Below are 13,571 nucleotides of genomic sequence, written 5' to 3'. Positions count from 1 at the left end.
CTATGAAGTGCAAGATCTGCGGAAAGAAACCGATCATATACATGCCCCATCACAGGCTTGCCCTCTGTAAGGAAGACTTTATCAGTTGGTTCGAGAGGTACACCGAGAGAACCATAAAAGAGTTCCGAATGTTTACAAAGGAGGACAGGATCTTAGTTGCCATATCGGGAGGGAAGGATAGCCTTGCCCTGTGGCACGTTCTTAGAAAGTTGGGCTACGAGGCGGACGGGTTTTATCTCCATCTCGGCATAGGGGAGTACTCGGAGAGATCAAAGGAGAAGGTTGAGAAGTTCGCTGAGAGGATAGGAGGAAAAGCTATCGTTGTAGATCTTAGGGAAGAGCTCGCAGGTATTCCGGAGTTGGAAAAGGTGAGTTCGAGGGAAGCCTGTTCTGTATGCGGTCTCGTCAAGAGATACAACTTCAATAAGGTGGCGAAGGAGCACGGCTACAACGTTGTGGCCACTGGACACAACCTCGACGACGAGGCGAGTTCCCTCTTGGCGAACGTTATAAACTGGAACATCAAGTATTTGGGAAGGAAGTATCCGGTTCTGGAAGAGGAGGAGGGGTTCGTCAAAAAGGTAAAGCCCTTCTGCAAGTTTACAGAAAAGGAGACGGCTCTATACGCTCTTTTGAATAACATCGATTTCATAGAGGAGGAATGTCCATTTTCGGAGGACGCGACCTCAATCTTCTACAAAGAAACCTTAAACAGGATAGAGGAGAAGTTTCCGGGAACGAAGCTGAGGTTCTACCTTGAGTATCTGAGAAAGGTTTATCCCAAGTTCAGAGAGGAGGAGAGGAGAGACCTCCAGCCCTGCAAAATCTGCGGCGAACCGAGTCCTACCGAGATCTGTCCCGTTTGCAGGCTCAGGGAGAGAGTGGTAAAGGAGAGGACATAAACTCGAAAATATTTAGGAACTTTACTCGGCATCCATTCAGGGACACAGATTCTAAAGAAGTAAGGGAGATCACGATAGCAACGGAGGGTTTGTATTTCCTTATAAAGCTCCTTAGGGAACGTGAAAGCTTAGGCTCTTTTAGTTCTTTAAATTTAACCTCTATAGGGATAGCTCTATTACCTAACTTTATGACAAAGTCAACCTCAGCACCGCTCTTAGTTCTCCAGTAGTGGAGGCTTGCTCCTGTGCCTCTGATTTTTGTCTTTGCTATGTTATATACGTGGTTCCGGAAGGGTAAAGAGAGCTGGTCAGGCAGAGTTAAGAATCCCATTTGACCGCTTGCGAAGTTTCTGAGTCCCACATCGGTGAAGTAGAAGATAGGGAGCTTGACAAGCTCTTTAGATCTGTTTCTGAAAAAGGGTCTTATCTTCCCTACTATAAAGGTCTTCTCCGCGTACCAGAGGTAGTTTTTCAACGTGGGAAGGGAGACACCCAAGGCAGAAGAAAGCTCCGTAAGGTGAACAGGCATACCGGTCTTTACAGCAAGGAGTCTTATCAGATCTCCGTAAACGTCTATCCTTTCCGAGCTTACCAACTCCCTTATATCCCTGTCTATGTAACTTGAGAAGATCTCTTCTATAGTGAGAAGTTTCTCCTCATGGGTTTCGGAGGTTACAACCCTCGGATATCCTCCGTAGTTCAGATATTCCTTTAAGAGACGATGGGATAGTTCGCTCTCGACACGGAAAAAGAGATCGAGCCTGTCCTCGTATCTGTAGCCAGTCCTGTAATTTACAAACTCCTCAAGATCAACCGTGCTCAATTCAAAGATCCTCTTCCTACCCGCCAGAGATTCCTTTACCTTCTCTTTGAGCTCAACACTTCCCGAACCTGAAACGATAAATTTGTAAGGCAGTTCCATATCGTATATGCCTTTCAAGAACAGCCCTGCATTCTCCTTCCTTTGTATCTCATCTATAAAAACAAATCCCTTTGAACCTCCAAACTCAAGCCTGAGCTTGTCGATAAGATCCTTCTGCGTCCGAAGATGTCTTCTGTCCTCTTCTACATCAAGGTTAAGAAAAAGTGTTTTCTCTCCTTTCTGCTTCAGCTCTCCTTCCAGAATTTTTAGGACGGTGGTCTTGCCTGCCTGCCTCGGACCTACGAGCATAGTTATCTCCGGAGATTTCAAATGTTTCCTTAGTTCATTCAGGATCTTCCTCTTTATCATAAGATTCCAATTTAACCTTACTTTTTTAAAAATCAATCTCAATATTAGCCCTACTTTTTTAAAAATAGTGGTTTTGTATTTTACAGTTTCTTTGCAGATCGGAGTCTGAGGTAGTAAACTTAAAAGAGGACGGGGCGTAGCTCAACTGGATAGAGCGCGGGACTACGGATCCCGAGGTTGTGGGTTCGACTCCCACCGCCCCGGCGAAAAACCATGGCAAAGGAAGGAAAGATAATCCCGATAGCCGAGAACAGAGAAGCTAAGGCTAAGTACGATCTAATAGAGAAGTACGAGGCTGGGATAGTTCTGGAAGGTCCTGAGGTAAAGTCCTTAAGAAATAAAGGAAACGTCTCCTTCAAGGACAGCTTCGTCAGGATAGACAACGGCGAAGCCTGGCTCTACAACCTGTATATCGCACCCTACAGGTTTGCCACCATTAAGCCCCCCGATCCGCTCAGAAAAAGGAAGCTCCTTCTCCACAAGAGGGAGATAATGAGGCTCTTTGGCAAATCTCAGGAGAAGGGATACACTATAATCCCCACCCGACTTTACTGGAAGAACGGGAAGGTTAAGGTAGAGATAGCACTTGCCAAAGGCAAAAAGCTCCACGACAGAAGACAGGAGCTCAAAGAGAGAGCTATTAGAAGGGAGCTTGAGAGGGAGTTTAAGGGAAGGATAAGACTATAATACCTAACCTGTGAGGGAGGAGGTTGTAAGCTCCGCTCTTGAGTATATAAGGCATGTCAAATCTGCCCAGAGTGAAGCCCAGATAAGGGACGAACTCAGGAGTTTCCTTAGGGAGCTCCTCGGAGAAAGCGGAGACGCCCGTAAAGGAGCTTGCAAACGACATCAAAAGGCTCGTTGAAGAGAAGGGGGATAGCATCTGGGCTTTTATCTTCAAGAACATTTACAAGCCCGTATTCTTTAAAGAGAAGTTTGACCTCATCGTGGGAAATCCTCCGTGGCTCGTTTACAACAGGATGCACACGGGACTCCAGAGGTTCGTAAACGACTTCATGAGGGCACAGGGAATAAAGGTAGCGGGACATAACAAATCTCACATAGATATAGCCCTAATATTCTTCATCTCGTGTTTCCTTAACTTCCTGAAGGAGAACGGAGTTATAGCCTTCGTTCTACCCTATGCGGTCTTTTCGGGAGACCAACACCTATGGTTTAGAACCAAGAACCGCTACAGCGGATGGACTCTTGAGTTTGTGAAAGTCTATGACCTCTTGGAAGTAAGCCCTCTCTTTAACGTTCCCTCCTGCGTTGTGGCAGGTAGAAAGGTCAGAGCGGTAAAGCCCGCTCAGGAGGAGATACCGGCGGTCAGGATAAAAGGGAGGCTACCGAGGTCCAACGTTGATATATCCGTCGCGGAGACAAGACTTCAGGAGGAGCGGACGAAAGTTTACGTGGTCAAACACTCTGAAGGGAAGGTTTACTGGAGCTATGATATTCAAAAGTCGTTCACAAGTGTTTATGCAGATAGATTCAGGGATGGAGCGACAATTTACCCCAGACCCTTCTGGTTTGTTGAGATTGAGGAAACGCCTCTCGGAAAGTCGGAATACAGCGTTCCCGTCTTTTCAAAAAGGCTCGGCGATGAAAAGTTAGAAGTGGTCATAAGAGGCTCTGTCCCTAAGAGGTTCTTTTTCAAAACCCTGCTCTCAAAGAGGATGTATCCCTTCGGATACACGGAAGTGGACGACGTTATCCTGCCCCTTGAGATTGAAGGAGACTCATACAGGCTCCTTGACTACTATGAACTTACAAAAGGAAAGAAATTCAAATCCGCGGGAGAAAGGTTCAAATACTGGATAGAAAACTCCCACCTGCTACCGAGAAACTTCAAGGAATGGCTTACAGAGTGCCAGAAGGTCTGGGAGGAATGGAGGGGAGAGAAGGCGAGGAGTATGAACATTATTGACAGAATAAACTACAGAAACGATTTAATATCTCAACCAGTCAGAGACGGCTGGCTGGTGCTTTATACCACAAGCGGAAGCAACCCCGCCTCATGTGTGGTTAAGAATGAGGAGAGGTTTGTAGTAGATACAAAAACTTATTACGCACACTTTGGTAACGAGGAAGAAGCCTTATACATTTCCGCCTTTATAAACTCTCATGTTCTTGGAGAGAGGATAAAAAGGTTTCAATCAAGAGGACTATATGGAGAAAGGGACATCCACAAACTCATAGTAGAACAGCCCATACCCCAGTATGACCCTTCCAGCGAACTCCACAGGGAACTTGTTGAGACTGCAAGGACAGCTCAGGAGAAAGCCCTGAGTAAGCCCATAAGGGAGTGGCTCAAGTCCGCTCCGCCCAGCAGGATAAGGACACTCGGAAACATAGCCCTTGAATTTGAACTCAGCGAGATTGACCGCAGAGTCGCCGAGATTCTGGCAGAACCTAAGCCAGAACCGTTAGAAAGGCTCGCCCTCCTCCTTGACACCGAAGACGATAAAGAGATAAAGAAAGCCCTTAAGAAGTTCCAGAGGGAAGCCAGCCTGCCCTTTAATTACAGGCTCCTGCCTGCAGAGGTTGCCCTCGTCGAGTACAACCCCATAGACCAGATACCCGAAGGATTGAGGATAGCGGTTGAATTCACCTCAAACGCCACCGATATACTCGCAAAGATTTACATACTCCTTAAGCTCCTTTCTCCCTTCGCCCGCAAAGCCTTCAGCATTTACAGAAGAGGGAAAAACAAAAAATTGAAGGACTATCAATTACCACTATAATTAGACATATGCGTGAGAGGACAAAAGAGATTGTAAAGAAGGTAACCTTAGAGGTTATATACGACATAGTTGATGAAAGAACGAAGGATATCTACCGCAAGATCGAAAAGATAGAGACGGACGTTTACGACAGGTTTGATGAGGTCAACAGAAGACTTGACAAGATAGAAAGGAGACAGGAGGAGGACTTCAAATACCTGAACCAGAAGATTGACCAACTGAATCAAAAGGTTGACATCCAGATAGGACAGCTCAGACAGGAACTTGACAGAATAAACCAGAGAATAGACGTCCTTATCCAGATGGTTGCCAATCTACAGAAGTGAAAGCTTTATAATACATTCCCCATGAAGAAGATCGAACTCCTGTTTGAGAGTTTTCTCTGGAGATCCCGCCTTCTCGTTCTTCTCGCCGTGATAAGTTCTCTTATAGGCGCCTTCGCGTTGTTTATAGCCGGTCTTTTCGAGGTTCTCCTCCCGCTCACCAAGTTCTTGAGGACCTTTGAATACGAGGTGCTATCAAAAAAACTCGTAGCTTCGGCGATAGCCTCAATAGACATGTTCCTGATAGCCACCTTTCTACTGATCTTCTCTTTGGGGCTTTACGAACTGTTCGTGTCTAAGATAGACGTTGCAGAAAGGGACCCGAGAAGCTCTAAGGTTCTATTCATCACAAACCTCGAGGATCTAAAAACTAAACTGGGGAGGGTCGTTATCATGGTTCTCATAGTTACCTTCTTAAAGGAAGCTACAGATATGGACTACGAGACGCCCTTAGATCTACTTTATCTGTCTGCTGGAGCCTTTGGAATAGCCCTTGCCCTTTACTTCACCCACAAGGAGGCACACAACCACTAAAGCCTTCCCTCGTAAGCCTCTTGATAGAGCCTCCTTACATCATCAAGAGAAGGTTCGACGGGATTTATCAGGAAGGAGTGTCTTGAGAGCATGTAAACGTCTTCCGTGAGTCGGTCGAGCATATACTCCTCAACACCTATATCCTTCAGAGTTTTCAGGAGTCCTATCCTTTCGAGTAAGTTCACGAGGGCATCGACCGCAAGCTCGGGTTTCTCTCTGTATCCCATCAATCTCGCAAAGAGGGCGTACTTCTCAGGGTTCCCCTTGTAGTTGAACTTGGTAATGTAAGGGGCGAGCACGGCAAGACCAAGTCCGTGGGCAACTTCGGGATAGTGGGCTGATACGGGATGCTCCATGGCATGGATCAGAGCGACTCCAAGGTGGTCTATCGCAATTCCCGCAAGCATGGAGGCATATGAGAGTTTCTCCCTCGCTTCGTAGTTCTCGGACTCCTCTATTGCAACGGGAAGCCATTTTGCGATCAGTTCTATCGCTTTCACAGAGTACTCCTCAGCCATGAAGTTCTCTGCTCTATTTGTGAGGGATTCGAGGGCGTGGGTAAGGGCATCAAAGCCGGTTATCGCTGTGAGCTCTGGACTCATTGTCGTAGTAAGTTCCGGATCGATGATGGCTACCTTTGGATAGTTCAGGCTGTGGGATATGACGAGTTTTTCCTTCCTTATGGAGTTGGTTACTACAGAGTACCTGTTCACCTCGCTCCCGGTTCCCGCGGTGGTGGGTATGCATATTACCGGTCTGTTCAGGTAGGGGACGAGCCTGGGACCTTCCGGATACTTAACATAGTCCCAGACGGATCCCTCGTTGGAGGAGACGATCGAGATAGCCTTGGCGGTATCTAAGGCGCTCCCTCCTCCGAGTCCGATTATAAAGTCCACCTTCTCCCTAACCGCTATATCCGCTCCCTCGTTCACTATTTTGTCAGTAGGGTTCGGTATAACTTCATCGTAAAGTATGTACTCCTGTATCCCGTGGGCATTCAGAGACCTTATCACTCTATCTAAGGCTCCGCTCTCCTTAGAGCTCTTCTTCCCTGTAACTACCAAGGCTTTAAAGCCGTATCTCCTCGCGACTTCCCCTACCTTGTCTACCGCACCCCTTCCGAAGAAGACTTCAACAGGTCTGTAGAAGTTTATCACCATGGAAGTTTAAATTATACCGAGCCAGCGGAGTATAAAGTAAATCACCACAGCTATTCCTATACACCCGGCGCAGGCGATCAGGAAGCGAACCAGTTTGGGCATAATGGTATAAATTATTACCCATGGCAGAAGTTCAAGAGGGAGAGAGAATAGCAAGGCTTAAGGAAAGAATGACTGCTGTAGAGAGGAGTCTGGATCGTTTAGAAAGCAGACTGGATAACGTTGAAGTTGGAATAAAAGAACTCTGTGAAGAAATTCACGGGCTCGATATAAAAATAGCCTACTTAGGTAGTAAGATGACCATTATGTTTCTCATCTTAGCTTTTCTTATCGTTTTCCTTAATCAAGATGCCTTGATCTTCATACTTAAACTCCTGAGAATTCTTCCAACGTAGAGTTATGATACTCGATCTGAAGGATCTTATCAGGATATTGGATCCCCTCCGCGGTAGTAAAAGAATAGTCTTCACCAACGGCTGTTTTGACATTATCCACGCTGGACACGTCGATTACCTCGGGAAGGCTAAGTCTTTAGGGGACGTTCTCGTTGTAGGCATGAACTCCGATAGTTCCATAAGGAGGATAAAGGGAGAAAAGAGACCTATACTCCCTCAAGAACTGAGGGCTAAGGTTCTCAGCTCTTTGAAACCGGTCGATTACGTTGTTATCTTCGAGGAAGACACACCTTTGGAGCTTATAAAGGCTGTAAAGCCGGACATCCTCGTCAAGGGAGGAGACTGGGAGATAGACAGAATAGTGGGAAGGGATTTCGTGGAATCTTACGGCGGAGAGGTAGTTACCATTCCCTTTGAGTACAACATCTCCACAACGAAGATAATTGAAAGGATCATCCAGCTTTACTGTCCAGATCGAGGGTCATCCTGACCCAGTAGTTGTACTGCCCCTTTTCTTTGAAGCCGAGCCTTCTGTAAAAATCTATAGCCTTGTAGTTTTCGTCTCCCACCCAAAGCTCGGCGGTGTGGAGTCCCTTCTTTCTGAAGTAGTCGAGTATTGTCTCCATAAGTGCTTTCCCTATCCCCACACCTCTGTACTCTGGGAGGACTGCTATTTCATGGACCGCCCCCACCTTTTTGTGTTCCCTCTTGCTGAACCAGTTGGAATCTCCAGCTACGAAGCCTACGATCTTATTTCCAACCTTTGCAACAAATATACCTTCTGGATCTCTCCGCCACAGCCAGTTCATGTAAGCTCTCACGTCATCGGGATGAGTGTAGGAGTACTCTTCGAGTCCCTTGTAACTATCGAGATACACCTTTACAAGCTCTTCAAGATCGTTCTCTTTTGCCTTCTCTATTTTGAAATCGATCTTCTCCTTTCTCATCACATCTCCCCGGCTCTTCTAACCTTCACATCCGCAGGGAGATCTATTCGAAAAAGGTTCTCCGATGGTCTATAGTTCTTCACAACGTCTATGAACTCTATGGTGGTTTCTGTTCCTTCGCTGTCCACAACTCTCACCCTTTTTACCTCAAGATCGTTGTCCACCTCAACGTAGACCTCCTTTATATTTTCGTCCTTCCTCTTGGGCTTGAGTATGACCACCTTTAGATTTCCCTTAGTTAGTTCACCTGTCGGCTCAAAGACCTCGCTGAGCGGTCTTGAGAAGAAGAAGAGGGATTCTATGACCGGAGAGGTGTTGTTCTCTGTGGAGTCTATTATCGCTTCCCTGTCCTCTTCGTTGAAGATTATTATCCCCCTTCCGTTGGAGACCATTATCACCTTGTCGGGGTAAGTGTACTCTATCCTGAACTTTCCTCCTTTGGTGGCGTAAAAGATGCCCTTACTGAGCTCCGGCTTAGGATACCATGAGTACTTCGTTTTTTGAATGAAGACTACCTTGACGGTCTTTACGTTCAAGAGCTTCTTTTCAAGCTCTTCGAAGGTAGAGGAAATCGCGAGGAGTGGAATTAGAAGCAATAGGAGTAAGGTTTTAAAACGCATGAGCTTAATATATCACAGCTTGTGAAACCTTCTAAGAAAGGAGCTGAGAACATCAAACCACATCTCAACCACGTTCCAGTCCACCGCCTCATAATTGTCGTAGAAGGTATGCCTGAGGGTGAAGGGATTGGAGGATAGAAACAGAGCCTCGACGCCTTTCTCCTTGAAGGGTATGTGATCGCTCCTTCCCCTCTTGCCTTCCCTGAAGGGTATGTCAATTTTCAAATCCTTCATGTGTTTGTAGAACTTATCCATTATCTTCTCACCGTTGTAGCCGGAGGCGTCCCTGTATATCACCGCCGGATTGGACCAGCCGACCGAGTCGAGGTTTATCACGTAGTAGGCGTGCTTTAGGTTCCTCACGTGGAACTTCGCTCCCTCGAGACCGAGTTCCTCACCGTCCGTTATCATGAACCTGAGGCGGAAAGGGAAGTAGTAGGAGTCTCTAAGCTCTTTTGCAAGGGCGAGAAGGAGGGCGACCCCGACGGCGTTATCTATGGCACCCTTGACAAAGGGTTTTGAGTCAAGATGGGCTGTGAGGTATATGAAAGGTCCCTTACCAATGTCGAAGTAAAGATTCTTTCCTCTAACCTTCACTCTCCTGGTCTTTGCTTCTATCCTTACTTTCTTACCGATCAGATCCTTTGCCTCTCCCCTGCTTACCGAGAGGGCTAAGAAGTTCTCCTCCCCGAGGTTCCCTACAAAGGGAGAGTCCACCTCCTCCAAGTAAAAGATCGCCCCGATCGCTCCTCTTTCTTTTAGTTTCCTCACCTTTTCGCTCTCCCTCTTCCCGCCTACCCTGACTAAGGCTATTTTCCCTTTAACGCTATCACTCTCGGGAACCACCTCACCTTCCCTGTCCCCCCAGAGGCTACCCACAAAGGGATAGGCGGTGATTTCCTTTCCGTTTAGCCTTACACTTCCTTCCACCGGAATGTTCTTCTCTACCTCGAAGCTCTCTTCTACGAAGGGAACGCCGAGCTTCTTTACAAGGTTTCTCACGAACTCCTGAGACTCCCCCATCCCTTCTGAAGAAGACAGTCTGTTCCTCTCCGAAAGAAAGTGAACTACCTCCCTAAGCTCCTCTACCAGTTCATTTCTCATATACGGGCGTTAGCCAGCTTCTGTACCTCTCTATCTTCCCCCTCACTGCCTTGAAGTAAAGCTCTTGGAGCTGTCTCGTTATCTCACCGATCTTCCCGCTACCCACTTTCCTGTTATCCACCTCAACCACGGGGGTGACCTCCGCCGCCGTTCCGGTGAGAAAGATCTCGTCTGCAACGTAGAGTTCGCTCCTCGCCACCGGCCTCTCCTCAACCTTCACCACAAGATCGTTCCTCAGAAGATTTATTACCGCCCTCCTCGTTATCCCCTCGAGTATGTGCTCGCTGTAAGATGGAGTTACAGCCTTTCCTTCCCTTATGAGAAAGATGTTCTCGCCCGAACCTTCGGCGACGAATCCCTGTGAGTTTAGGAGAAGTGCCTCGTCGTATCCGGACATCAGGGCTTCGGTCTTTGCGAGGGCGCTGTTCACATAGGCTCCCGCAACCTTCCAGCGGGAGGGAATAGAGTTATCATCGTTCCTCCTCCAGGAGGAGACCTTCACCCTTATTCCCTGGGAGGTGTCTAAGTATCTACCGAAATTGTAGGTGTATATGGCTACCTCCGGAGTGTAGTCTAATAACTTTGGAGTGAGGGCAAGATCCTTGAAGTAGGCGATAGGTCTTATATAGACGTCCTGTCTTATCTCGTTCTTCCTGAGAAGCTCCTTTGTTATCTCAACAAGCTCATCTACGGAGTAGGGTAGTTCCATGAAGAGAGAGCGGGCGTTCCTGACGAGCCTCTCAAAGTGCTCCTTCGCAAAGAGAATGTATAGCTGTTCGTCCTCCTCGTTCCAGTATGCTCTCAGACCCTCGAATATGGCAGTCCCGTAATGAAAGGAGTTCGTCTTTATGTTTATGTTCGCTTCCTCTATGGGAACGAACTTTCCCTCAAAGAAGGCGTATTCCATGAGCTAAGATTTTAACACATAACCTGTGCTATAATACCTCTCCGTTATGCCAAAGCTGTCTCCGAGGGATATTAGAAGGAAGATACAGGGTATAAAAAATACGAGAAGGATCACCAACGCGATGAAGGTGGTCTCCGCCGCAAAGCTCAGGCGAGCACAGGAGCTGCTCTACTCTTCGAGACCCTACTCGGATAAGCTCTACGAGCTGGTGAGAGACTTAGCCTCCAAGGTTCACAGAGACTCCCACCCTCTGTTAGAGGAGAGAGAGGAGAAGAGGGTGGATGTGATACTCGTGACCGCCGACAGGGGACTGGCGGGAGCCTTCAACTCTAACATAATAAGGGAAGCTGAGAAGTTTATCGAAAACAAAGAGAACAAGGGAGCGAAGGTAAACCTGATACTCATAGGAAGGAAGGGGTATCAGTACTTCTCCCGAAGGGATTACAACATAGTTAAGGGCTATGATGAGGTCTTCAGAAAAGAGGTGAACTTTGGCGTTGCCAAGGAGGTCTCGGAGATAGTCAGGGAGCGGTTCCTAAGTAGAGAAGTGGACGCCGTTTACCTGATGAATAATGAGATGATAACCCGTGCGAGCTACAAGCCTATCACGAGGAAATTTCTCCCCTTCGATGTCCCTGAGGGTGGTCTTGAAGATGCGATGAGCGTTTATACCTTCGAGGTGGAAGAACAGGAGTTCATGAACTCGATAATAAACCTCTACCTGAACTACCAGATATACAGGGCTATGGTGGAATCTAACGCCGCAGAGCACTTCGCGAGGATGGTGGCTATGGATAACGCTACCAAGAACGCCGACGACCTCGTCAAGCAGTGGACCCTCATATTCAACAAGGCAAGACAGGAGTCCATAACCCTCGAGCTCATAGACATAGTCGGCGCCGCCGAGGCTATGAAGTGAAGGAGTACTTCCGGAAGGCGATAGAGGTAGAGATGCAGAGGTTCGGACTCTTCTTCACTCTTATGATTGCAGCTGGAGGAGGATCTGTAAGTTTGTTTATAGGAGATCTCAATGCGAAGAAGCTATTCTTTGCTCTTGCAGGGATCTCTATTACCTCTATATCTGGACTTTTTGCACCCAGGAGTTATCGTAGAATAAATTCACTGCTGGAGGAGATTAAAGATGCTTGAGTTCATCGCTTGGGTGGTGGCTCTTATAGGTACAGGAGTTATCCTTTACGTTCTTATAAGTATGCTCATAGAAGAGTACAAACCCATGCCCCATGAGAAAAATTAGGAGGTTGAAGGATGGCTGAAAAGATTGTCGGGAAGATAGTTCAGGTCATAGGACCGGTCGTTGACGTTGAGTTCGAGACCAAGGAACTCCCTCCCATAAGGCACGGGCTTAAGACTATAAGGAGATATATAGACGATAAAGGTAACTGGGCCGAGGAGGAGCTCTTCCTCGAGGTAGCACAGCACATAGGCGAGAGCAGGGTTAGAGCGGTCGGGATGGGTGCCTCCGACGGCCTCGTTAGAGGTCAGGAGGTGGAATACCTCGGAGGTCCCATAAGTGTTCCCGTCGGGAGAGAGGTTCTTGGAAGGATATTTAACGTCGTCGGTCAACCCATAGATGAGCAGGGACCTGTTGAGGCTAAGGAGTTCTGGCCCATGTTCAGGGAACCTCCCGCTCTGGAGGAGCAGTCCACCAAGGTCGAGATCCTCGAGACGGGGATAAAGGTAATAGACCTCCTCGAGCCCTACGTCAAGGGTGGTAAAGTTGGACTCTTCGGAGGTGCCGGTGTTGGAAAGACAGTACTGATGCAGGAGCTGATCCATAACATAGCTAAGTTCCACAAGGGTTTCTCCGTCGTCGTCGGAGTTGGAGAGAGGACGAGGGAAGGGAACGACCTCTGGCTCGAGATGAAGGAGTCGGGAGTTCTTCCCTACACCGTCATGGTTTACGGGCAGATGAACGAGCCTCCCGGAGTTAGGTTCAGGGTCGCTCAGACGGGTATCACGATGGCTGAGTACTTCAGAGATGTTGAGGGTCAGGACGTTCTCACCTTCATAGACAACATATTCAGATTCGTTCAGGCTGGTTCGGAAGTCTCCACGCTTCTGGGAAGGCTCCCTTCCGCTGTCGGATACCAGCCAACTCTGAACACGGACGTCGGTGAGGTTCAGGAAAGGATCACATCAACTAAGAAGGGATCTATCACCGCCGTTCAGGCGGTCTACGTTCCCGCAGACGACATTACGGACCCCGCTCCCTACTCCATATTCGCCCACCTCGACGCCACCACCGTTCTCGCGAGGAGACTCGCGGAACTCGGTATATATCCCGCCATAGATCCCCTCGAATCAACCTCTAAATACTTGGCTCCCGAGTTCGTTGGAGACGAACACTACGAGACCGCCATGGAGGTGAAGAGGATACTCCAGAGGTACAAGGAACTTCAGGAGATAATCGCTATCCTCGGTATGGAGGAGCTCTCGGAAGAGGACAAGGCGATAGTCAACAGGGCAAGAAGGATCCAGAAGTTCCTCGCCCAACCCTTCCACGTTGCTGAGCAGTTCACCGGAATGCCCGGTAAGTACGTTAAGCTCGAAGATACCATAAGATCCTTCAAGGAGATACTCACCGGTAAGTACGACCACCTTCCGGAGAACGCCTTCTACATGGTGGGGACGATAGAGGACGTGGTGGAGAAAGCGAAGCAGATGGGAGCTAAGGTCTAAT

17 protein-coding genes and 1 tRNA gene are annotated in these 13,571 nt (G+C 47.9%); 12 read left to right on the top strand and 6 right to left on the bottom strand.

Annotated elements, in window-relative coordinates:
- Positions 1-2 precede the first annotated feature (2 nt).
- Positions 3-902, top strand: a complete 900-nt coding sequence (locus tag ACZ483_RS00725) for a TIGR00269 family protein (protein ID WP_464324259.1) — start codon at positions 3-5, stop codon at positions 900-902.
- Here ACZ483_RS00725 and ACZ483_RS00720 read toward each other — a convergent pair.
- On the bottom strand, positions 871-2,133 hold the full coding sequence (locus ACZ483_RS00720) for an ATP-binding protein (protein WP_464324258.1): 1,263 nt from the start codon (positions 2,131-2,133) through the stop codon (positions 871-873). The genes ACZ483_RS00725 and ACZ483_RS00720 overlap by 32 nt on opposite strands.
- Before the next feature lie 130 nt (positions 2,134-2,263).
- On the opposite strand from ACZ483_RS00720, the gene ACZ483_RS00715 reads away from it, so the two are divergent.
- The 6 genes from ACZ483_RS00715 (at position 2,264) to ACZ483_RS00690 (ending at position 5,737) form a co-directional block, all read left to right on the top strand.
- Positions 2,264-2,337: transfer RNA gene (locus ACZ483_RS00715), tRNA-Arg, on the top strand.
- Positions 2,338-2,346: 9 nt separating this feature from the next.
- On the top strand, positions 2,347-2,820 hold the full coding sequence (gene smpB, locus ACZ483_RS00710) for an SsrA-binding protein SmpB (protein WP_464324257.1): 474 nt from the start codon (positions 2,347-2,349) through the stop codon (positions 2,818-2,820).
- Between the two features lie 10 nt (positions 2,821-2,830).
- Positions 2,831-2,998 carry a hypothetical protein gene (locus ACZ483_RS00705; protein WP_464324256.1) on the top strand — a complete coding sequence of 56 codons (168 nt, stop codon included), beginning with the start codon at positions 2,831-2,833 and terminating at the stop codon, positions 2,996-2,998.
- The gene (locus ACZ483_RS00700) at positions 2,982-4,880 is read left to right on the top strand and encodes an Eco57I restriction-modification methylase domain-containing protein (RefSeq protein WP_464325153.1); all 1,899 of its coding nucleotides are present in this window, start codon (positions 2,982-2,984) and stop codon (positions 4,878-4,880) included. The genes ACZ483_RS00705 and ACZ483_RS00700 overlap by 17 nt, the downstream gene beginning before the upstream one ends.
- 8 nt (positions 4,881-4,888) lie before the next feature.
- Positions 4,889-5,206 (top strand): hypothetical protein, encoded by a 318-nt coding sequence (locus ACZ483_RS00695; RefSeq protein WP_464324255.1) that lies wholly within the window; start codon positions 4,889-4,891, stop codon positions 5,204-5,206.
- 21 nt (positions 5,207-5,227) lie between these two features.
- Positions 5,228-5,737, top strand: coding sequence for a YqhA family protein (locus ACZ483_RS00690; RefSeq protein ID WP_464324254.1), 510 nt, complete (start codon positions 5,228-5,230; stop codon positions 5,735-5,737).
- On the opposite strand, the gene ACZ483_RS00685 is transcribed toward ACZ483_RS00690, so the two are convergent.
- Positions 5,734-6,897, bottom strand: coding sequence for an iron-containing alcohol dehydrogenase (locus tag ACZ483_RS00685; RefSeq protein WP_464324253.1), 1,164 nt, complete (start codon positions 6,895-6,897; stop codon positions 5,734-5,736). The genes ACZ483_RS00690 and ACZ483_RS00685 overlap by 4 nt on opposite strands.
- A gap of 122 nt (positions 6,898-7,019) precedes the next feature.
- Here ACZ483_RS00685 and ACZ483_RS00680 point away from each other — a divergent pair, with 122 nt between their 5' ends.
- Both ACZ483_RS00680 and rfaE2 read left to right on the top strand, forming a co-directional pair.
- On the top strand, positions 7,020-7,292 hold the full coding sequence (locus ACZ483_RS00680; RefSeq protein ID WP_464324252.1) for a hypothetical protein: 273 nt from the start codon (positions 7,020-7,022) through the stop codon (positions 7,290-7,292).
- Between the two features lie 4 nt (positions 7,293-7,296).
- Positions 7,297-7,782, top strand: a complete 486-nt coding sequence (rfaE2, locus tag ACZ483_RS00675) for a D-glycero-beta-D-manno-heptose 1-phosphate adenylyltransferase (RefSeq protein WP_464324251.1) — start codon at positions 7,297-7,299, stop codon at positions 7,780-7,782.
- Here the strand turns inward: rfaE2 and ACZ483_RS00670 are convergent.
- From ACZ483_RS00670 to ilvE, 4 genes are read right to left on the bottom strand one after another with little or no spacing between them, the layout of a single operon-like run.
- A complete protein-coding gene (locus ACZ483_RS00670) occupies positions 7,745-8,239 on the bottom strand; it encodes an N-acetyltransferase family protein (RefSeq protein WP_464324250.1) in 495 nt (164 codons plus the stop codon). The two genes, rfaE2 and ACZ483_RS00670, sit on opposite strands and share 38 nt — an antisense overlap.
- Positions 8,239-8,859 carry an outer membrane lipoprotein carrier protein LolA gene (locus tag ACZ483_RS00665; RefSeq protein ID WP_464324249.1) on the bottom strand — a complete coding sequence of 207 codons (621 nt, stop codon included), beginning with the start codon at positions 8,857-8,859 and terminating at the stop codon, positions 8,239-8,241. Before ACZ483_RS00665 ends, ACZ483_RS00670 begins: the two co-directional genes overlap by 1 nt.
- A 12-nt stretch (positions 8,860-8,871) precedes the next feature.
- On the bottom strand, positions 8,872-9,963 hold the full coding sequence (locus ACZ483_RS00660; protein WP_464324248.1) for a M28 family peptidase: 1,092 nt from the start codon (positions 9,961-9,963) through the stop codon (positions 8,872-8,874).
- Complete coding sequence (gene ilvE / locus ACZ483_RS00655; RefSeq protein WP_464324247.1) at positions 9,953-10,870, bottom strand: branched-chain-amino-acid transaminase; 918 nt, start codon at positions 10,868-10,870, stop codon at positions 9,953-9,955. Before ilvE ends, ACZ483_RS00660 begins: the two co-directional genes overlap by 11 nt.
- Positions 10,871-10,916: 46 nt before the next feature.
- Between ilvE and ACZ483_RS00650 the strand changes: the two genes are divergently transcribed.
- The 3 genes from ACZ483_RS00650 to atpD all read left to right on the top strand — a co-directional run bounded on the left by ACZ483_RS00650 (position 10,917) and on the right by atpD (position 13,570).
- Positions 10,917-11,789, top strand: a complete 873-nt coding sequence (locus tag ACZ483_RS00650) for a F0F1 ATP synthase subunit gamma (RefSeq protein ID WP_464324246.1) — start codon at positions 10,917-10,919, stop codon at positions 11,787-11,789.
- Positions 11,786-12,019 (top strand): hypothetical protein, encoded by a 234-nt coding sequence (locus tag ACZ483_RS00645; protein WP_464324245.1) that lies wholly within the window; start codon positions 11,786-11,788, stop codon positions 12,017-12,019. The genes ACZ483_RS00650 and ACZ483_RS00645 overlap by 4 nt, the downstream gene beginning before the upstream one ends.
- 117 nt (positions 12,020-12,136) lie before the next feature.
- The gene (gene atpD, locus ACZ483_RS00640; RefSeq protein WP_464324244.1) at positions 12,137-13,570 is read left to right on the top strand and encodes a F0F1 ATP synthase subunit beta; all 1,434 of its coding nucleotides are present in this window, start codon (positions 12,137-12,139) and stop codon (positions 13,568-13,570) included.
- Position 13,571: the final 1 nt, after the last annotated feature.

This window comes from Hydrogenivirga okinawensis (genome assembly GCF_055385515.1).
This window is presented reverse-complemented; position numbering and strand designations above follow the sequence as displayed.

Excerpts from the sequence above, each read along its gene's own strand:
- ACZ483_RS00725 (WP_464324259.1), top strand. The coding sequence starts at position 3 with ATGAAGTGCAAGATCTGCGGAAAGAAACCGATCATATACATGCCCCAT.
- ACZ483_RS00720 (WP_464324258.1), bottom strand. The coding sequence starts at position 2,133 with ATGATAAAGAGGAAGATCCTGAATGAACTAAGGAAACATTTGAAATCT.
- smpB (WP_464324257.1), top strand. The coding sequence starts at position 2,347 with ATGGCAAAGGAAGGAAAGATAATCCCGATAGCCGAGAACAGAGAAGCT.
- ACZ483_RS00695 (WP_464324255.1), top strand. The coding sequence starts at position 4,889 with ATGCGTGAGAGGACAAAAGAGATTGTAAAGAAGGTAACCTTAGAGGTT.
- ACZ483_RS00690 (WP_464324254.1), top strand. The coding sequence starts at position 5,228 with ATGAAGAAGATCGAACTCCTGTTTGAGAGTTTTCTCTGGAGATCCCGC.
- ACZ483_RS00685 (WP_464324253.1), bottom strand. The coding sequence starts at position 6,897 with ATGGTGATAAACTTCTACAGACCTGTTGAAGTCTTCTTCGGAAGGGGT.
- ACZ483_RS00680 (WP_464324252.1), top strand. The coding sequence starts at position 7,020 with ATGGCAGAAGTTCAAGAGGGAGAGAGAATAGCAAGGCTTAAGGAAAGA.
- rfaE2 (WP_464324251.1), top strand. The coding sequence starts at position 7,297 with ATGATACTCGATCTGAAGGATCTTATCAGGATATTGGATCCCCTCCGC.
- ACZ483_RS00670 (WP_464324250.1), bottom strand. The coding sequence starts at position 8,239 with ATGAGAAAGGAGAAGATCGATTTCAAAATAGAGAAGGCAAAAGAGAAC.
- ACZ483_RS00665 (WP_464324249.1), bottom strand. The coding sequence starts at position 8,859 with ATGCGTTTTAAAACCTTACTCCTATTGCTTCTAATTCCACTCCTCGCG.
- ACZ483_RS00660 (WP_464324248.1), bottom strand. The coding sequence starts at position 9,963 with ATGAGAAATGAACTGGTAGAGGAGCTTAGGGAGGTAGTTCACTTTCTT.
- ilvE (WP_464324247.1), bottom strand. The coding sequence starts at position 10,870 with ATGGAATACGCCTTCTTTGAGGGAAAGTTCGTTCCCATAGAGGAAGCG.
- ACZ483_RS00650 (WP_464324246.1), top strand. The coding sequence starts at position 10,917 with ATGCCAAAGCTGTCTCCGAGGGATATTAGAAGGAAGATACAGGGTATA.
- atpD (WP_464324244.1), top strand. The coding sequence starts at position 12,137 with ATGGCTGAAAAGATTGTCGGGAAGATAGTTCAGGTCATAGGACCGGTC.